The 18,988-nt window shown below is 66.4% G+C and carries 19 protein-coding genes and 1 riboswitch; of the genes, 14 read left to right on the forward strand and 5 right to left on the reverse strand.

Going from position 1 to position 18,988, the window contains the following annotated elements; translation table 11 throughout:
- Positions 1–39 precede the first annotated feature (39 nt).
- A riboswitch (TPP riboswitch) is annotated at positions 40–128 on the reverse strand.
- 164 nt (positions 129–292) lie between these two features.
- The 13 genes from C8J24_RS04080 to C8J24_RS04140 all read left to right on the forward strand — a co-directional run bounded on the left by C8J24_RS04080 (position 293) and on the right by C8J24_RS04140 (position 13,508).
- Positions 293–1,015 (forward strand): FadR/GntR family transcriptional regulator, encoded by a 723-nt coding sequence (locus C8J24_RS04080; protein WP_056673965.1) that lies wholly within the window; start codon positions 293–295, stop codon positions 1,013–1,015.
- Positions 1,016–1,221: 206 nt separating this feature from the next.
- On the forward strand, positions 1,222–2,466 hold the full coding sequence (locus C8J24_RS04085; RefSeq protein ID WP_107930468.1) for an outer membrane beta-barrel protein: 1,245 nt from the start codon (positions 1,222–1,224) through the stop codon (positions 2,464–2,466).
- 10 nt (positions 2,467–2,476) lie between these two features.
- Positions 2,477–3,295 carry an SLBB domain-containing protein gene (locus tag C8J24_RS04090; RefSeq protein WP_160172665.1) on the forward strand — a complete coding sequence of 273 codons (819 nt, stop codon included), beginning with the start codon at positions 2,477–2,479 and terminating at the stop codon, positions 3,293–3,295.
- 281 nt (positions 3,296–3,576) lie between these two features.
- Positions 3,577–4,659, forward strand: a complete 1,083-nt coding sequence (locus tag C8J24_RS04095) for a glycoside hydrolase family 5 protein (RefSeq protein WP_244180510.1) — start codon at positions 3,577–3,579, stop codon at positions 4,657–4,659.
- A 109-nt stretch (positions 4,660–4,768) separates the two neighbouring features.
- On the forward strand, positions 4,769–6,079 hold the full coding sequence (locus C8J24_RS04100) for an ATP-binding protein (RefSeq protein ID WP_167396689.1): 1,311 nt from the start codon (positions 4,769–4,771) through the stop codon (positions 6,077–6,079).
- A complete protein-coding gene (locus C8J24_RS04105; protein WP_146163634.1) occupies positions 6,063–7,439 on the forward strand; it encodes a GNVR domain-containing protein in 1,377 nt (458 codons plus the stop codon). Before C8J24_RS04100 ends, C8J24_RS04105 begins: the two co-directional genes overlap by 17 nt.
- Complete coding sequence (locus C8J24_RS04110; protein ID WP_037530233.1) at positions 7,436–8,323, forward strand: CpsD/CapB family tyrosine-protein kinase; 888 nt, start codon at positions 7,436–7,438, stop codon at positions 8,321–8,323. The genes C8J24_RS04105 and C8J24_RS04110 overlap by 4 nt, the downstream gene beginning before the upstream one ends.
- Before the next feature lie 2 nt (positions 8,324–8,325).
- The gene (locus tag C8J24_RS04115; protein WP_107930476.1) at positions 8,326–9,066 is read left to right on the forward strand and encodes a WecB/TagA/CpsF family glycosyltransferase; all 741 of its coding nucleotides are present in this window, start codon (positions 8,326–8,328) and stop codon (positions 9,064–9,066) included.
- A gap of 5 nt (positions 9,067–9,071) precedes the next feature.
- Positions 9,072–9,893 (forward strand): polysaccharide pyruvyl transferase family protein, encoded by an 822-nt coding sequence (locus C8J24_RS04120; protein ID WP_208620907.1) that lies wholly within the window; start codon positions 9,072–9,074, stop codon positions 9,891–9,893.
- Positions 9,894–9,896: 3 nt separating this feature from the next.
- A complete protein-coding gene (locus C8J24_RS04125) occupies positions 9,897–11,351 on the forward strand; it encodes a lipopolysaccharide biosynthesis protein (RefSeq protein ID WP_107930478.1) in 1,455 nt (484 codons plus the stop codon).
- Positions 11,344–12,414 (forward strand): glycosyltransferase family protein, encoded by a 1,071-nt coding sequence (locus tag C8J24_RS04130; protein ID WP_107930480.1) that lies wholly within the window; start codon positions 11,344–11,346, stop codon positions 12,412–12,414. Before C8J24_RS04125 ends, C8J24_RS04130 begins: the two co-directional genes overlap by 8 nt.
- Before the next feature lie 296 nt (positions 12,415–12,710).
- A complete protein-coding gene (locus C8J24_RS04135; protein WP_031396237.1) occupies positions 12,711–12,953 on the forward strand; it encodes an XrtV sorting system accessory protein in 243 nt (80 codons plus the stop codon).
- A gap of 294 nt (positions 12,954–13,247) precedes the next feature.
- Positions 13,248–13,508 carry a hypothetical protein gene (locus C8J24_RS04140; RefSeq protein ID WP_107930482.1) on the forward strand — a complete coding sequence of 87 codons (261 nt, stop codon included), beginning with the start codon at positions 13,248–13,250 and terminating at the stop codon, positions 13,506–13,508.
- A gap of 66 nt (positions 13,509–13,574) precedes the next feature.
- Here C8J24_RS04140 and C8J24_RS04145 read toward each other — a convergent pair whose 3' ends face one another.
- Positions 13,575–14,876, reverse strand: coding sequence for a UDP-glucose dehydrogenase family protein (locus C8J24_RS04145; RefSeq protein ID WP_031396235.1), 1,302 nt, complete (start codon positions 14,874–14,876; stop codon positions 13,575–13,577).
- A 223-nt stretch (positions 14,877–15,099) separates the two neighbouring features.
- A complete protein-coding gene (locus C8J24_RS04150) occupies positions 15,100–16,254 on the reverse strand; it encodes a GumK N-terminal domain-containing glycosyltransferase (protein WP_107930484.1) in 1,155 nt (384 codons plus the stop codon).
- Between the two features lie 84 nt (positions 16,255–16,338).
- On the opposite strand from C8J24_RS04150, the gene C8J24_RS04155 reads away from it, so the two are divergent.
- Positions 16,339–17,469 carry a glycosyltransferase family 4 protein gene (locus tag C8J24_RS04155; protein ID WP_107930486.1) on the forward strand — a complete coding sequence of 377 codons (1,131 nt, stop codon included), beginning with the start codon at positions 16,339–16,341 and terminating at the stop codon, positions 17,467–17,469.
- Positions 17,470–17,757: 288 nt separating this feature from the next.
- Here C8J24_RS04155 and C8J24_RS17495 read toward each other — a convergent pair whose 3' ends face one another.
- The 3 genes from C8J24_RS17495 to C8J24_RS17505 form a co-directional block, all read right to left on the reverse strand.
- Positions 17,758–17,898: a hypothetical protein gene (locus C8J24_RS17495; RefSeq protein ID WP_156360375.1), complete on the reverse strand. Its 141-nt coding sequence runs from the start codon at positions 17,896–17,898 to the stop codon at positions 17,758–17,760.
- Between the two features lie 202 nt (positions 17,899–18,100).
- The gene (locus C8J24_RS17500; protein ID WP_167396690.1) at positions 18,101–18,601 is read right to left on the reverse strand and encodes a PilZ domain-containing protein; all 501 of its coding nucleotides are present in this window, start codon (positions 18,599–18,601) and stop codon (positions 18,101–18,103) included.
- Position 18,602: 1 nt separating this feature from the next.
- Positions 18,603–18,926: a hypothetical protein gene (locus C8J24_RS17505; protein ID WP_031394409.1), complete on the reverse strand. Its 324-nt coding sequence runs from the start codon at positions 18,924–18,926 to the stop codon at positions 18,603–18,605.
- Between the last annotated feature and the right edge of the window lie 62 nt (positions 18,927–18,988).

Here is an 18,988-nt window from a genome sequence, read left to right on the forward strand (position 1 = left end):
CGTCCACTCCACACGGAGGGACGACGGACGCGCCGCCAGCCCTCCCTACGCCGGTATCAACCGGATCAGGTTCAGCGGGTCATGGGCTGCAGCCCACCTCTCAGCCGCGCGTCAGCGGCCCCCCGGGGAGCGCGCCGTCTAGGCGGTTCGGTCTTCCGGGGATAGCGTTATTGCCCGTTCGCCCTTCCGCAGCGCCTTCCCGGCACACGCGCGGCAGAATTATATGACAATCCACGCCACCCAGACGCTTGCAGTGGGTGACAGCCGGACCGGTTTGCGCCACACAGGCTTTATGGAGCGTGTGCTGACCGACGTCGTTGCCCTGGAGAATCGGGATCTGGGACGGAACCTTACGCATGGCATGCTCGACCTGCTCGGCAAGGCCATCGTGACCGGCCAATATACGGATCGGCCCTTCCCCACCGAGGCGGAGATCGCGGTGGCGCATGGCGTCAGCCGATCGGTCACCCGCGAGGCGGTCAAGATGCTCACCGCCAAGGGACTGGTCAGCGCGCGCCCGCGACAGGGCACGATCGTCCAGCCATCGAGCAGCTGGAACCTGTTCGATACCGATGTGCTGCGCTGGCTGCTCGACCGCAAATTCTCGGTCGAACTGCTGCAGCAGTTCAACCAGTTGCGGATCGGGATCGAACCCGAAGCGGCGGCGCTCGCGGCGCTGTACCACACCGAACAGGACATGGTTGCGATCGAGGCGGGGCTGGCGCGGATGGCCGCTGCTGAGCGCAGCTATGACGATCCGCTCGACGCGGACATCGCGTTCCACGTCGCCGTCCTGCGCGCGTCGCGCAACCCCTTCTACGCACAGTTCCAGTCGGTGGTCGAAACCGCGCTTCGCACCTCGATCCGCTTCACCAACCGGATCAAGGGGCGCAGCGCGAACATCGCCGACCATGCTGCGGTCGCCGTCGCGATCGCCGCGCGCGATGCCGATGGTGCGCGCGACGCGATGCGACGCCTGATCGGCGACGTTCTCAGCCTGATCGCCGAGGCCTGACACCCGAATCGTCGCGACCCGGTGTACGATCAAGGGACAGCACCGTGCGACGCCGTCACTCGACCTGATCGCGCTTTTCACTTATCGAGACGCGGTGCCCTTGGGCCCGGTGCCGCGAGTCGAGATTTGACAAGCGCCGGAATAGCTCGAAGGACAAATGCGACCGCGCATCATGCGGGTAGCAATTGAAAACATGACGGGAAACAATGCGAAGGGCTCGAGACGACCGAACTGCACGGATCGGCAAGGTCGCGCTCGCGGCGGCGATGACTGGCGGTTTGGTGAGCGGTGCGCAGGCACAGACGGTCAACGTCAACACACCCGTCAGCGTGCCCGTCGCGGGCAATGTCGACCGGTTTCGTGTCGTGCCGGTGATCACCAGTGTCTATGACAGCAACGTGCTGCGTCTCAACGACGCGCGCGGGAGCGGGCCGCGCGACAATATCCGCGTTTCGCCGGCGCTGGCGGTCGACCTGAACCGCATCTTCGGACGCACCCGCGTCACCGCCGGCGGCACGGTCGGCTATGATTTCAACACCCGGTTCAGCGGCCTCGATCGCGAGCGGATCAACCTGACCTCGAGCGTGACGACCCCGGTCGGCGCGCCCTGCAGCGTGACCGGCAGCGCGGCGCTCGAACGCGCACAGTTCGATCTCGGCGACACCAACACCGTGGTGACCGAGAGCTTCCTGCGCCAGGTCTATGACGTCGGCGCGAGCTGCCGCGCCGCGGCGGGGTTCTTTCCCGCGGTGGGTGTCAACCGCGTGTCGCTCACCAACAGCAGCCGCAAGGTTCTGGACACGAACCAGTCGGCGCTGCGCGCGGGGATCGGCTATGGGCGGCCCAGCCTCGGTACGCTGCAGCTCATTGGCTCGGTTGCGAAGATCGCGCGCCCGGGTATCGAGGATCTGACCGGGATCGACGATTCGACGATGATCACCGACGTCCAGCTGGTCTTCGAACGTTCGGTCGCGCCGCGCGTCAGCTTCCGGCTTGGCGGCGGCATCACGCATGCCGACCCCAAGCGCGCGGCCGTGCCGTCCTTCAGCGGCCCGTCGTTCGACGCGCAGGTGACGATACGCCCGGTGCCCCGGTTCACGATCGTCGGCTCCGGCCGCCGTGCGGTGCAGAATCAGAGCTCGTTTGGCGCGACCTATATCATCGCCGACAGCTATAATCTCAACGTGTCCTATCTGCTCTCGGCGCGTAGCACCGCCACGCTGTTCGCCCAGCGCGCGCGACGCGACCCGCGCGGCGAGGATCTGGCGCTCACGCTTCAGCCACCACGCGGCAAGGACAGGCTGAACGTCGTCGGCGGAAGCTATGCATTCGATTTTCACCGGTCGCTACGGCTCAGCCTGAGCGTCACGCATCAGCGCCGCACAGCCGACAATGCGATTTACGATTATACGGCCACATCCGCATCGGCGGGTGTCACGGCCCGTTTCTAAGGGGATGATGATGAAGATCCGCATGGCGCATTCGCTTGTTCTGCCGTTGCTCATGGCCGCTGCGGCCGCCGGGGCGCAGGTACCAACCGCGCGCCCGACACCCGCGCCGGCGGGTGCCGTACCCAACGACGGCTATCGGCTGGCCCCCGATGACGAGGTCGAGGTGACGATTTTTGGCCAGGGCCCGGGCCAGGTGGTCAAGACGCGCGTCAAGAGCGACGGCACGATCACCCTGCCGTTCCTCGGCGCGGTCCAGGTGCGCAACCAGACCGCGCGCGAACTCGCCGCGGATATCGCCGCCCGGCTGCGGAGTGGCGGCTATTTCGTCAAGCCCGTCGTCAATGTCGAGGTCACGCAGTTCGTCAGCAGTTCGGTGACCGTGTTCGGCGAGGTCGGAACCCCCGGCATCTATCCGCTCGATCTGCAGCTGACCGTCGGCATGACGCTCGCCCGCGCGGGCGGCACGCGTGGGACCAGCGCCGACTTTGCGATCCTGAAGCGCGTCGGCGATCCGGTCGAACACCGCATCCTCCTGTCGGACCTCAGCGGCGAATGGAGCGCGGCGACGCTGCTCGAGGCGAAGGACACGCTCTTCGTTCCGGTCGCGCCCGTCATCTATGTCTATGGCCAGGTGAATTCGCCCGGATCCTTCCCGTTGAAGACCGGGATGACGGTTCGCCAAGCGCTTGCCCGCGCCGGTGGTCCGACGCTCGCCGGATCGACACGGAACGTCACGATCTTCCGCGACGGCGAGAAGCTGAAGAAGGTCGATCTCGACGGCGAACTGAAGGCCGAGGACTCGGTCTTCATCAATGAAAAATGGCTCTGAATCAGTGATCGGCTTCCGGGGGCCGGAATGTTTCGTTTCATGCGATGCCCTGCGCGTTCGTCGTCGCCAGGTCTGTTTCGCAACAGCCTGACGTCTGCGGCCACGGCCTGAGAAGAGGGCGCTCCGGCAAAGGGGCGCCCTTTTTCATGCCCTCCTGCCCCCCCCATGTCCGTCGCCGCCGGCGCCGGGGCACCCCGCTACCCGGACCAGCCGTCGCGATTCCCCCGGCGTTGGTCGAGTGATGCTTGCACGGGTCACCGGCTTGGGTGATGGGCGTGCCGATGCGACATAACGGCCTGTTCATCGCGCTGGGAGGCGCTGCGCTGGTCGCGACGGCTGGCGTTGCGGTCATGATTGCGCCCGCGCGGACCGGTCTGCCGATCACGCTCGATCCCGCCGCCGATGCCCCCTCCGCGACAGGGCCGCGCAGGCCCGCGCATCCGCGCTATACCGGCGTCAACATCGCGACGGGCGGCTTTGCCTCCAAGCGCATTCCCGGGCGCTACGGCTTCGACTATTTCTACCCCAAGCCACAGGAGACCGCGCCCTTCGTCGCCGCGGGCATGAATGCGATCCGCGTGCCCGTTCTCTGGGAACGGCTGCAACCGCAGCCCAATGCCCCGATCGACGCCGCGGAACTCGCACGGCTCGACGAATCGATCGCGGGGCTCGGCGGGTTCGGCCTGATCATCCTCGACGTGCACAATTACGCCAAATACCGGGGCCAACGGCTCGACCAGATCGACCCGCGCGGCGCGATGCTCGCCGACCTCTGGACCCGCCTCGCCCGCCATTATGCCGGGGACAAGCGTATCGCGTTCGGCGTGATGAACGAACCTAATGGCCTCTCCGCCACCGCGTGGCGACCGATTGCGGAGGCGTCGTTACAGGCGATCCGCGCGACAGGCGCGCGCAATCTGGTGCTCGTCCCGGGGACGAACTGGTCGGGTGCCCATTCCTGGACGAAAGGCAGCGACTCGAACGGCGAAGCGCTGAAAACGCTCGTCGACCCGGCGAACAACATGGCGTTCGAGATGCACCAATATCCGGATGCCGACTCCTCGGGAACGCATCCGGAATGCGTGTCGCCAAAGGCCGCCGCACAGGCATTCGATTCGGCCACCGCCTGGCTGCGCGCCAACAAGGCACGGGGATTTCTCGGCGAATTCGGCGCCAGCAGCGACCCGAACTGCCTCGCCGCGCTCGATGCGGTGCTCGGCACACTTGACGCGGGCTCGGACGTCTGGCTCGGTTGGACCTATTGGGCAGGCGGCGCCCTGTGGGGGCCGTATATGTACAGCGTGCAACCCGACAAGACCGGGGACAAACCGCAAATGTCTATCCTGATACGGCACAAATCTTAATGATCACAGGGTATAGTGGCCCCGTGGAGCCGTACCGCAATCCTATTGTGCGTTGCAGCAACGTCGCGTACCCGCTCCCCGGATCGGCAAGGCAGATACAAGAATTATGTTGAAGTCATGGATTGCATCGCTGACGCGCTGGCTGGACGGCCGCGGATGGGCCGAGCCCCCCGTGATCGAGCTGACGCATCGCTACACCCCGCCCGCCGCGCCGGTCGTCGACCTGCCCGCGGATCCCGCCCCGGCAAGCACCGCGACGCGGCTGATCGGCGACCGGCGCAGGATCGCGGACACGTTCGATGCCGCACGCCCGGTGCGAACCCGCGGCGAACTGTTCGGACGCGCGGTCGAGCTCGACCATCTGCTCGCCGCGACGCTCGACTTTCACCAGCATGCGGTGATCCACGGCGCACGCGGCTCGGGCAAGACGTCGCTGGTGCGCGTGCTCGGCGAGCATGCGGATGAATCGGGCGCCGTCGTGCTCTATTTCGCGTGCGAACCGCATGCGACCTTCGCCGACATCATCAGGCTCTATCTCGATGCGCTCCCGCCCGCAGCCTTCGCGCCCGGCGGACAGCGTGCCTTTGCGCAGAAGCTCGAACAGATGCCGGAGAATTTCGGCCCGCGGGCGTTCGTCGATCTGGTGGCAGACCGCGTCACCGCGCCGACGATTCTGATCTTCGACGAGTTCGACCGGATCGAGGATGCGAGCGTGAAGAGCGACGTCGCGGCGGCGATGAAGCTGCTGTCCGACGCGCTCGTGCCGGTGCTGTTCGTGCTGGTCGGGATCGCGCGGACCGTGTCCGACGTCGTCGCCGGCCACCCGTCGCTCCGCCGTCACATGCGGATCGTGTCGCTGGGCCGGATCGGCGCCGACAGCGTCGACGCGCTGATCGCACGCGGCGAGGCCAATACCGGCGTCCGCTTCGATACCGATGCGCGCGCGATGATCGCCGATGCCGCCTGTGGCTCGCCCTATCACCTGCGCATGCTGGCCGGGCATTCGTCGCTCGCCGCTGTCAGCAGCGACGCGGATATCGTCACCAAGGCGCATACCCGCACCGGCTTCGTCGATGCGTTCAGCCACTGGGCGCAGATGAACGAGCCCGATGCGCGGCTGTTCGCGAAGGTCGTGCTCGGCTGCACACTCGAACAGCGCGATGCGCTCGAAGCTTTGGCCCGCGCCGCCGCGACGATGGACGTCGTTTTGCTTGATACCGATCGATATGATCGTGCCATTTCGATGCTAGACCCCGCATTGGTCCGCGAACGGGGCAATGACGGCGAACACGATGGCGTGTATTTCCGTGACAGTACCGCGCCGCAGATGCTGATCGCGCTGTTGATGACGACCCCTGTTTCCACCACGGCGGCCCGGCTTGGCGCACCGCAGGAGAGCAACCTTGCTAATACCCGCTGATCTGATCGCGTCGCTCAAGGCGCGCTGGCGTATCGAGCTGGCGATCATTCTGCTGATCGTCGTGCTGGTCGCACTCTGGACGGCCGTCACGCCCAAGACCTATGTCGCGCAGTCCTCGCTGCTGTTCGACGGTGGCCCGGCCCAGTCTGTAACCGACGAGGCGGCGCCGCAGCAGGATGGCGTGGCCGCGCTTGTCGCGACCCAGGCCGACGTCCTGCAGAGCGAGGCGATTGCCGCCGCGGTCGTCCGCGACCTGAAGCTTGCCGCCAACCCGCAGGTTGCTGACCAGTGGCGTGCGCGCACCGGTGGCACCGGCGACGTCAACGCCTGGTATGGTCGTCAGCTGCTCAGCGGGCTCGAGGTCATACCCGGCCGGACCTCGCGCGTGCTCGCGATCCGCTTCAAATCGGCCGATCCGCAATTCTCGGCCCAGGTCGCCAATGGCTTTGCCACCAGCTACCTCGAAGCGCGCCTGCAACTGCAGACCGATCCCGCCCGCACCTATTCACGCTGGTTCGAGGATCGCACGCGCGAGGTCCGCACCGCGCTTGAGCAGGCACAGGGCCGGCTGACCGCGTTCCAGCGTCGCACCGGTATCGTCGACACGACGACCAACAACACCGACGCCGCCCGCCTGACCGAACTGTCCGGCCAGCTGACCGCAGCCGAAGCGGCGGCGGCGGATGCCGGCGCGCGCGCTGGCGGCGGCAGCACCGGGCTCGACGTGCAGTCGGCCGGCGTCGTCCAGGGTCTGCGCACGCAGATCTCGGCCAAGACGGCCGAAGTCGCACAGCTCAGCGCGGATCTCGGTCCGAACCACCCGCAGCGCCAGGCCGCCGAGGCGGAACTGTCGGCGCTGCGTCGCCGGCTCGCGGTCGAGACCGGGACGAGCACCAATGCGGTGCGTGTCGCCAGCGGTGCGGCGAGCAGCAAGGAAAGCCAGATGCGCGCCCTGCTGAACCAGCAGCGCGGCAAGATGCTGTCGCTGGCGGGCGACCGCGCCGAGCTCGACGTGCTCCAGCGCGACGTCGATTCGGCCCGTGCGGCCTATGACACCGTGACCCAGCGTCTCGGCACGATGCGGCTCCAGAGCGAGGCGCCGTCGACCAACGTCGTCCAGCTCGACGTCGCGCAGCCGCCGATGTTCCCCTCCTCGCCCAACGTACCGATGCGGTTGGCGCTCGGCCTCGTGCTGGGCGGAATGCTGGCAGCGGGGACGGCGCTGGCGCTCGAACTGTGGCGGCCGCGGGTGCGGACGTCGAGTGGCGCAGCGACCGCCATGGGTGTGCCCGTGCTGGGCTCGGTATCGTTTTCGCAGTCGCGCGTCGCGTCGCTGCTGGGTGGAAGGCAGACGTCATGAGGCTTCGTTCGAGCGAAACGGCAAATGTCGTTCGTCCCGCGGTCGCGCCGGGCGCCGAAGCGCCCAGCCAGCGGCAGCTTCTGGGCAAATTGCTGTCGCTGTCGCCCGAGGCGCATCGCCAGATCGAGCATCGCCAGGCCGAAACCGGGCTATTGTTCGGCGAGGCGGCGGTCCAGCTCGGCTTTGCGACCGAGGAGCAGGTGCGCCGCGCGATCGAGCTGCAGCAGGGCTTCACGGTTCTTCCCGAGGGCGATGAGCGCGTCGATCCGCTGGTCGTCGCGGCGTTCGCGCCCGACGATCCCATCGCGGTCACCGCGCGCGACATTCGCGCGATCGTGACGCGCGACGTCCGTCCCGACGGCTCCCCGCTTCAGGGGATCGCGATGATCGGGATCGACGACGAAACGCTGCATACCACCGTGCTCACCGCCAATCTGGCGGTCGCGTGCGCCCAGGCCGGCTATTCGACGCTGCTGGTCGATGGCGGCATCGGCGCACCGCGTCAGCACGGGCTGTTCCGCCTGCCCAACCGCACCGGTCTGTCGACGCTGCTGTCATCGGGCGGCCGCGTCGAGGCGATCGCCCAGACCACCGCGATCCCCGGCCTGTCGCTGCTGTCGGCGGGTCCGAGCGTCCCCAACGCGTCCGAGCTCTTCGACCGGCAGCGTCTCGCCAACACGCTCGATCCGCTGCGCGATCATTATGGGCTGGTGATCTTCGATGCCGGCCCCGCCAGCGCGACACAGCTCGAGGCGTGTTTCGGACTCGACGCGGCGATCATCGTCGCGCGCCGCAACCGGTCGGACGCGCGCGCGCTGCGCAACGCCGCGGCCGTGCTGCAGGAGCATGCCACCCCCGTTCTCGGCTCGATCCTGATCGATTGAGCATGGTGGGCATGATGGAGATCCGGCGCATCGGCCACATTGATGTGGTCGCCACCGATGTACCGGGTGCCGTTGCACAGGTCGTTTCCGCGGTAGAAGGCGACGGTCCGGCCATCTTCGGCTTCTGCAATGCGCACAGCGTCAACCTTGCGCGGGCGGATCCCGCCTTCGTGACCGCGACGCGGGCGGGCGTGTTCTTCAACGACGGCAGCGGCGTCGATATCGCCAGTCGGCTGCTCTACGGCACACGCTTCCCGGCCAATCTCAACGGCACCGACCTGACGCCCGCGGTGCTCGCCGCACTGCCGGCGGGAACGGGCGTCTTCCTGCTCGGGAGCCCGCCGGGCGTCGCGCAAAAGGCCGCTGCGATCCTCGCGGAGCGCTTCCCGAACATCCGTATCGCGGGCAGCCATCACGGCTTTTTCAGCGCCGACGAGGCACCCGCCCTGTCGGAGCGGATCCGCGCATCGGGCGCGCGACTCGTGCTCGCGGGCATGGGACAGCCGCGGCAGGAAAAATGGGCGGCCGCCAATGCGGGCGCAGTCGGTGCGGTGATCCTGTGCATCGGCGCCTTTCTCGATTTCACTGCGGGCCAGTTCGTCCGCGCGCCGCTCTGGATGCAGCGCGCGGGCATCGAATGGACCTTCCGCCTTCTGCAGGAGCCCCGACGGATGGCGTCTCGCTATCTGGTCGGGAACGCGACCTTCCTGGCCGCGACGCTCGGACAACGGATGAAGCGATGAAACAGATGATGCCTCCTCGCCTGCACCGCGCGCTCTCGCGTCTGCGCCATGCGCCACCGCCGTCCTATGACGACCGCTATCCGCGCGTCGACGTGTTCGAATGGCGTCCCGCGGGCAGCGCGATCAACTTCGGCGACCGGCTGGCGACGGTCGTCGCCGAGCGTGTTCTCGCGCTGCACGGCCGCAGCCTCGACGAGGAGACGGCGCGCGACGCGACGCTGTTCACGGTCGGATCGGTTATGCATTTCGCCAAGACCGGCGACACCGTCTGGGGCTCGGGCGTCAACGGCAAGATTCCCGCCGACCGCCACGCCTTCGACGCACTCGACATCCGCGCGGTCCGCGGTCCGCTGACGGCGGCGTTCCTTTCGGAGCGCGGGCTGGACGTCCCGGCGGTCTATGGCGACCCCGCGCTGCTGCTGCCGACGCTGTTCCCCGACCGCTTCAAGCGGCATAGCGCCCGGCCGGTCCTGTTCGTCCCCAACCTCCACGACCTCACGCTCGCGCCGACGCTCGGCCTGCCGTTCGTGTCGCCGCTGCGCGGCTGGAACGCAGTCGTCGAGCAGATCGTCGGCGCCGATCTGGTGCTCGCAAGTTCGCTCCACGGCGTCGTGATCGCCGAGGCCTTCGGCATTCCCGCGCGGCATGTCCGCCTGACCGAGACCGAGCCGCCGTTCAAATATGACGATTATGCGCGCGGGACCGGACGATCCGGCATCGACTCCGCGAACAGTGTCGCCGAAGCGCTCGAAATGGGGGGCGCACCGCCGATATCCTTCGATCCCCAGGCGCTGCTCGCGACATTCCCGCACGATCTGTGGGAGTGAGTCATGGCTGCCCCCTCATTAGGTAAACAGGTCGGACGCGGCGCAATCTGGTCAGTCGTCAACAGCGCGCTCGTCCAGGTCATCAACCTCCTGGTCTTCCTGGTGACCGCACGGTTCGTCCCGGTCGCCGATTTCGGCATCCTCGCCACCTGTCTGCTCTTCGTCGAGCTGTTCAAGCAGATCTCGGTCGAAAGCTTCGCCACCGCGATCGTCTCGCGCGGTGCGCCCGACGCCGGCGACTACAACGCCTGCTTCCTGCTGATCCAGATCGGCGCGGTGATCGGCGCGGCGCTGATGCTGCTGTCGGCGCAGTTCATCTCGGAGATCATGCACAATGAGCGGATCGAGTTCGCGCTCCGGCTGACCTCCGTCCTGCTGCTCAGTTCGGGACTGTCGCGCACGCATGAAGCGTGGATGACGCGCCAGTTGCTGTTCAAGCCGCTCGCGATCCGCTCGATCCTCGCGCTGCTCGTCGGCGGCGGTGCGGGCCTGTTCCTCGCGATGAACGGCTGGGGCCTGACCGCGCTCGTCGTCCAGCAGCTCACCACCTCCCTGCTGTCGACGATCCTGCTCTGGGTCGTCAGCGACTGGCGGCCGAGCCTGCGCGTCGAACGCGCAAAGCTGCTCGCGACCTGGCGCTATGGCCGCCATGTCGCGATCACCGGCTTCACCAACTTCGCCAACACGCAGAGCGACACGTTCTTCTCGTCCTATTATCTCGGCGCGTCGGCGACGGGCATCTACAACGCGGCCAAGCGCATCCTGCTCGGCCTCAACCAGCTGATGGCATCCGCACTGTCGCGCGTCGCGCTGCCGACCTTTGCCGGGCTTCGCGACGACGAGGAACGGCTCCGCGGCGCGTTTCTGAACGCGGTCTCGTTCACCACCGCGATCACCGCGCCGATGTTCCTGTCGCTCATCGCGGTCAGCGATCTGGTCGTGCGCGTCGCGCTCGGCGCGAAATGGATGGAGGCGGCACCGATCATCTCGATCATCGCCGGCACCGCCTATCTGACGACGATCGGCCAGTATAATCAGGCGATCATCCTGGTGAAGGACAAGCCGCACTGGCAGACGGTCCTCACCTCGATCTACGCGGTCAGCAACATATCGCTGTTCCTCGTCGTCGTGCGCTATGGTCTCCAGGCGCTCGCGATCGGCTTCACCGTCCGCGCCGTCCTGCTCTACCCGCTCTCGGTCGGCGCGGCCCTCCACCTGCTGAGGATAAAACCGATGGCCTATGCTGCGCGCATAGCACCCTCGCTTGCCGCATCCGCGGTGATGGTCGGGGCGCTGCTTCTGCTGCACCGGATGATCGACGTCCCCTCCCCGCTGCTCGCGCTGGTCATCCACGTCGCGGTCGGCGCGGTCGTCTATGCCGCGGCGCTGTTCGTGATCGGCCGCCGTGACATGCTCGCGCTCATCCGCTTCGCGCGGACGGCGGTGGCCCGTGGCTGATCCGCTCCGCGTCCTCGCCTGGCCCGCCGGTGATCCGAGCGACCTCAACCCCTATGTCCGCCGCATGTACGGCGCGTTCCGCGCGCCCGCGGCCTCGATCACCGCGTTCCGGCCGCTAATGCGGCGCATTCCCGCCGCGGACATCTTCCACATCCACTGGCCCGAGGGGATCTTCGAAGGCTCGGGCAGCAACAACCCGGCGATCGTCGCAGCCAAGGCCGCGCGCGTGCTGAACGCCGCGCGGGGGATCCGTCGATCGGGCGGCAAGCTCGTCGTCACCGCGCACAATGTCACGCCGCACCGCGACCTGACCGGCTGGCGGCACCGGGTCTGGCACGCCTATCATGCACGGCTCCTCGGCCAGATCGATCACCTGATCGGCCTGTCCGCGGCCTCGCTCGAGCACTATCGCGCCGCGCATCCGGCGATCGCCGCGGTCGCGGGGACGATCATTCCGCACCCGCATTATCGTGAGGACTATCCGGCGATCCCTCGTGCCGAAGCGCGCGCGGCTTGGGCGATTCCTGACGGTATCTGGGTGCTCGGCATGATCGGGTCGCTCCGCCCCAGCAAGAACCTCGTCGAGGCCGCCGAGGCGTTCCTCGCCATCCGCCGGCCCGACGAGATGCTGCTGATCGCGGGCGATGCGGGCGATGACGACATCGCCGCGCAGTTGGCCGGCGTCGCGGCGCGATCCGACGGGACGATCCGTGTCGTGACAGGTCCGCTCGACGATGCGCGCTTCGCCTCGGCGATCGCCGCCTGCGACGCGTGCCTGATGAACCAGATTTCGACGCTCAATTCGGGCACCGCGCTCGTCACGCTGTCGCTCGACCGCCCGCTACTCGCCCCCGCGGTCGGCACGCTGCCCAGCCTGGCGGCGGAGATCGCTGGCGGCTGGGTCACGCTGTTCGATCCCCCACTCGCGCCGCCGGCGCTGCGCGCGAACATCGACATGCTTCGCACCAGCCCACCGGGCGGCCGCCCCGATCTGGAGCCGCTCGATCCGATGCGACTGTCCGAGGCAATGCTCGCGCAATTCAAGAAGGTGGCGTCGGGCTGACCTTGGGCGCGAAGCCCTTCGCATCGTCGATCTTCGCCGCCTTGCACAGCACCGCCTGACGCTGGCTGATCCCCGACTGCACCTGCTCGGTCGCGAGCCCGTCAGGCCTAGACGTCGCGCCCGCTCGGGGTCGGGCGCAGCGCCGTGGTCGTCGTCAGGGCAGTCCCACCGCGAGAGCGGGGGCAAGATACTGCATTTGCCCGAGACGATGAGAAAATCTAGAAGGACCGGGCATAGGGATCGCCTCTGACGGAATGTGGCGCCGACCGGGTTCCGGGCGGCTTGGGAAGTATATCATGGAAACAATTTACGATTGGCTGAGCGTCGCAGTATTTGCGGGCCTGGCGCTGCTCTATCTGCAACGCTCGATGGAGGATGAGCCGGTCGATACGGTGTGGCATTATCTGCCGCCCGCGATCGCCTGTGCGTTGAGCAACTGGCTCGGCAACGAAGGCTATGCGATCCCCGCCGTGCTCGTGCTTGCGGCCAGTGTCGGCTATATCATCTACGTGCTGCGCCCATCCCTGCCCGGGCGCTGATCCGGCCGGCCGGACGCGCCGGCCCCGGCAGCAGTGGTCGATCATGGTAGAACAGGATCTGCATTACCCTAAACCCGCCGCTAACCAGGTTTGAAGAGACCTCCTTTGCATCGGCCGAGTGAAGGATCGGGTGCCAACGGAGAATTTCCAATGCCCCTGATCCACGACGCGCATCGCGCCGTCGCGTCCGCCGCGCCGGCCCTGGCCGCTCGCCCGCATGCTCGGAACCGTGTCCTGCCGCGCTCACTTTATGATGGTGGTCGACCTCAGCCCTTTGGCGCTGCCCTGCGCGGCATGGTCGGCATCGCAGCGCTGGCGATGCTCGCCGCCTGCGGATCCGCGGTCGAAGCGCCCGAACAGGCGGGAATCGTCGTCGTGAGATCGGGGGCCGGACCGAGCGAACCCGGTATCGCGGTTGCAGCAGCGGCATCGCCTGCAGCGGCGACCGGCGCCGACGCAGGCACACCAGCCACCAGCGATACCGACGATGCGGTCATCCCCCCCGACACGATGCGGGACCCGGATCATATGCAATATGCCAGCCTGGTCGAATAACCGGACTGGCCCTTGGCTTAATTAGACAGGCGGCGCACCGATCGGCGCGCCGCCCGTCCCGGTCGATCAGCGGCCGACCGCGTGATAGGTCAGCCCGGCCTTCTCGACCATGTCGCGCGGATAGATGTTGCGCAGGTCGACGAGCACCGGCGACGCCAGCAGCGACTTGACGCGCTTGAAGTCGAGCGCGCGGAAGATGTCCCATTCGGTCACGATGACAAGCGCCTCGGCGCCCTCCATCGTCTCATAGGGACCGGTGCAATAGGTCACGTCCTTAATGACCGCCTTCGCCTGCTCATGACCCTCGGGATCATAGACGTTGATCGTCGCGCCCGCATCCTGCAGCGTTTGGATCAGCGCGATCGCCGGGCTGTCGCGCATGTCGTCGGTGTTCGGCTTGAAGGTCAGGCCGAGTACCGCGATCGTCTTGCCGCGAACGTCGCCACCGACCGCGGCGATGACCTTGCGGCCCATTGCACGCTTGCGATTGTCGTTCACCGCGACGACCGCCTCGACGATGCGCTGCGGCGCGTCGTGATCCTGCGCGGTCTTGAGCAGCGCGAGCGTGTCCTTGGGGAAGCACGAACCGCCATAGCCGGGGCCGGCATGCAGGAACTTGGAGCCGATGCGGTTGTCGAGGCCGATGCCGCGCGCGACGTCCTGCACGTCCGCGCCGACCTTCTCGCACAGATCGGCGATCTCGTTGATGAAGGTGATCTTGGTCGCGAGGAACGCATTGCCGGCATATTTGGTCAGCTCGGCAGCACGCCGGCTCATCTCGACCAGCGGCGAACGACCGAGGGCGAGCGGACGATAGATCTCGCGCATGACCGCAAGACCCTTCTCGTCGTCGCTGCCGATCACGACGCGGTCGGGACGCTTGAAATCGTCGATCGCGGCGCCTTCGCGCAGGAATTCGGGGTTCGACACGACTGCGAAATCGGCATCCGGATTGACCCGGCGGATGATCCGCTCGACCTCGTCGCCGGTGCCGACCGGGACCGTGGACTTGTCGACGATCGCGGTGAAGCCGTCGATCGCGCCGGCAATTTCCTCGGCGGCGGCATAGACATAGGACAGGTCGGCATGACCGTCACCGCGCCGCGACGGCGTACCGACGGCGATGAAGACCGCGTCGACGCCCTTCACGCTCGCGGCAAGATCGGTACCGAAGCGCAACCGCCCGGCCTCGACGCCGCGCGCCACCAGTGCATCCAGACCCGGCTCGTAGATCGGCATGATGCCGTTTTCGAGCGCCGCGATCTTGCCGGCATCCTTGTCGATGCAGATGACGTCATGTCCGAAATCGGCGAAACATGCGCCCGACACCAAACCAACGTAACCCGATCCCACCATCGCTATGCGCATTATAATCCCTCAGACGATGTTGGTCCCTACGATCGTCGTACGGACATTGATATTCGGCGGAACTCCTAGAAGATGAACCGCCAGCCATCAATAAGGTGGTTCACCTGATGCGGCGGGCCGGTACGCTGCTCCAGCGATCCGTGCCGATACCGATCAAACGCCGATATCCGAGAGGGTTGGCGGGCCGGCCCGCGCCCGCGGGCGACGCGCCAGCCCCGCTCATTTAGTCCGCGACGATGCGGGCGTCAGGGTAGTTTTCGGGACGAAGCACGCGGTCGGCGACCTCTGTCCAGGTCGAGAAATGCCGCGCGGGCACCTGCCCCGCCAGCGCCAGCGCCTTTTCGGTCGCCGCGATCATCGACGCCGGATCGTTTGACACATAGCCGGCGCGGAACGGGTTCGCTCCGACCGCGAAATCGGGGCAGACCGCGGGGATCTGCAGATATTCATATTGTCCCAATTTCAGACTCGACTCGGCAAGATACTCGACCCCCGGCGCCAGCCGGTAGGGGGCGATGCCGATGCTCGCATGCTTGATATAGGGCAGCGTGGCGCGGAACGGCATTTCCTTGTGGACGAACACGTTGTCGGGCCCCTTGAAGCTCTTCCCGCAGCCGATCACGTGGAAATGCACATCGGGAAACTGCGGCGCGACCGCATGGAAGAAGCTTTCGTCGAACAGCATCGACCCGACCGCTACGGCATTGCGCTGCGCAGTATAGGGCGACGGCCCGACGGTCTCGAAGTCGGCGGGATCGATCCCGAATTCGGCACGGTACAGGCGATCCTTCGCCCACAGGAAATCCGACACCATCTTGGTCGACCGCAGGCAGACATGGTCGATATGCCGCGCGTTCTTCACCAGATGGCGGCGGACATAGGGATGCGCGCCGACGGTATCGAGCCGGTCGGTGGCGTAATAGATGATCTTGGCGGTCGGGTTGAGCCGCTTGATCCGGTCGATGAAGATCGCCGCGACGCTCGATTCGATGACGATATAGTCCGCCGCCTGGAATGCGCCGTCGATATCGGCATTGGGCAGCCTGGCAAACAGCGGAAACAGCTTCGCCATCACCGCATCGGCGACCGCATTGTTGGTCGCAAAGGGATGCAGCGGCGTCCGCCAGAGATAGCAATTGACGCCGTCCACCTTGTGCCAGGCATTGGCCTGGTCCCACAGGAACAGGCGCGAATCGCCCTTCTTCTTCGAGATCAGGCTGAACCGGGTCGAGATGAACGACACGTCGCAGCCATCCTGCGCCAGCGCATGCGCGACCTGATGGATGCTGGCGCGCTTGGGCGTCCGGTAATCCTGAAATGCCGACAGGATGACGACACGGGAACGCTTTGGCTGCGCCGGCGCTGGCTTATCGGACATGCATGACACTCCATCGACTTTGGGCTGGACGGTTGGCCGTAATCAGACAAAGGGGCTGGCAATCTGGATCACGTTGGGAAGCCGATGCACGTTCTTCACGTCGTTCGTCAATTTTATCCGGCCATTGGCGGGCTGGAAGACGCCGTCAGCAATCTCGCGGTCGCGCTCAAGCGGGACTGCGGAATTACCACGTCGGTGGTCACGCTCGACCGGGAGTTTTCGCGTCTCGACGCGACGCTGCCGCCGCGCGACACCTATCAGGGCGTGCCCGTGCAGCGGATCCCGTTCCGCGGCTCGACGCGCTATCCGCTCGCGCCCACCGTGCTGCAGCATCTCGGCGAGGCGGATATCGTCCATGTCCATGCGATCGATTCGTTTTTCGACGGCATGGCGCTCACCCGTCCGCTCCACCGCCGGCCGATGGTCGCCTCGACGCATGGCGGCTTCTTCCACACCGATTTCGCCAGCCGGCTGAAGCTCGCCTATTTCGCCAGCGTCACGCGGGCGTCGTCGCTCGCCTATGACCGGATCATCGCCTCGAGCGAAAGCGACGCCGCCCGGTTCAACCAGATCGCCGCGAGCAAGACGGTGACGATCGAGAATGGCGTCAATATCGGCAAATGGCAGGGCGCAGCGTCGCCACAGCCGACCCGGACGATGATCTATATCGGACGCTTTTCCTCGAACAAGAACATCACCGGCCTGATCGACCTCGTGGCCGCGCTCGGCCGGCTTCACGGCGACTGGCGGCTGATCATCGCGGGCGGCCCGGCCGACGTCACGCCTGCACAGATCGAGGAGCATATGCGCCGGACCGGTACCGAACGGGCGGTCACGCTCGTGCCCTCGCCCAGCGACGAGGGTATCAAGGCGTTGATCGGCGAGGCCAGCTATATCGGCTCGGCGTCACGCTATGAAGGCTTCGGGCTGAGCGTCGTCGAAGGCCTGTCCGCTGGCCTGACCCCGATCGTCAGCGACATCCCGCCCTTCCGCCGGCTGGTCCGCTCGTCCGGCAGCGGCATCCTGTTCGACATTGACGATGTCGAGGCGGGCGCGGCCCGGATCGAAGCCGCACACCGCGATGCGAGCGCCGCCTATGAATCGAACCGCGCGAACAACATTGCCGCGAGTCTGGCCTATGACTGGCGCAGCGTCGCGCGGCAGTTCGCCGATGTGTATGAAGATGTCCTGCGGAAACGCGGCGTGCAGGGCTGAGAAAGTCGGGGTACTTGGCCGCGTATTCCGGGGCGATTCGCTGAGGAGGAGCGTATCGTCGCTCGGCATCGATTACGATGCCCACATCGCCAAAGCCGAGTTTACCGCGAGCGTACAGGCCCTGTTGCTTCAAGCGGGTCAGGCGAACGCTTAGGGCTGATAATCACCGCGGCACTACGGCGAAGGCGAACCGTCATATCTCGAGCGCCGAAGCATTTTGGCAATTCGACGACCGGAATCGTCAGACACAGGCGGACGCGAGATTAGCGACCGCCCATGTGCTTGAAATCAGGCCAGGAAGAATGCCATCAGGACGATCAACGCCCAGAGCGCAACGCTGACCGCGAGGCCAGTAATAAGACCGAGCACGGCCGAGGGGATTTCGGGATAGGATGGGGCCTGGATAGCCGGGCCGGGAAGCGCAGTCATGAACACTCTCCTCAGCGGTCGTTTCAACCGTCTTGTCTCAACATGGGACAGGGGTCATAAATAATCAATACTAATATCTAGACTAGCGCAAAATTAGCTAAGATCCTGAAAATCTTGTGCGTTCAGCGGGTCGAAGAGGCCGGCAACCGCCCCCGGAGCAGGGCTGCAACGCGCAGACCACCACACCAGCGTCAGCGTCGGTTCAGAACGATGAAAGTCCGCGCAGCAGCAGCGTCGCGAGAGCCCAGCATGCGCAGCTCGCCACGACCAGCAGGATAAGCCGCACCGGCGCTGCAAAGCGCTGCGGCGGCGCCAGCGCCGCACCCGCGGCGGGCATGGGCACCACCGCGCTGTCGGGGATCAACGACAGGACCGCGGACTCGCAGATCGTGTGTGTGAAGGCCGACTGGATCTGATCGTTCGTCAGCAGGGGCTGGAAAGCGCAGCCATGCGCCTCGCCGTCGCGCCACGCGATCCGCGCGGTCGCCTGCCCCGCACCGGCCAGGCCGACGCGGATATGGGCACCGACCGGCAGGACGCTGGCGCTGGAAAAACGGAAACCGCCTTCGGACAGATCCTCGACACGGACGTCGATCGCCCGCGCATCGGCCGCACGGACCGTGCTCGCGCGCGCTATTGCCGCACGACTCGGCTTTCGCCGGCGCTCGGCCACCGGCCCGATCGCCGTCATCTCCGCACGCACGCTAGATGATCCAGGCAAGGACACCAGCGAGCGCCGCGGCGAAGACCGCCACGCCGGCGATGGTCGAACCGGCCCGGATCGCGCGTTCACCCAACGAGGCGGGCTCGACCGGAAGGAGCCAGTTCTCATAATCGATCCGGTCGCCGGCCAACGGGTTGGCGGCACGCGGGTCGACGACCTGAAGCTCGGCCGCGAGCGGGTCTGCGACGGAACGCGCCCCGTCGAACGAATCCGTCGTAGCGCCGGAAAGCGGATCGCCGCCACGAAACGCCGCATGTGGCGATACGGGGTCAGCCAGGTTAGCAAGAGGTGCGTGAAGGGGCATGACGACACCATGCCATACTGGTGGTTAAGAAAGCGTATGTTAAATTACTGTCGCGGCATTTT

It is taken from the genome of Sphingomonas aerolata (assembly GCF_003046295.1).
GTDB classification, from domain to species: domain Bacteria; phylum Pseudomonadota; class Alphaproteobacteria; order Sphingomonadales; family Sphingomonadaceae; genus Sphingomonas; species Sphingomonas aerolata.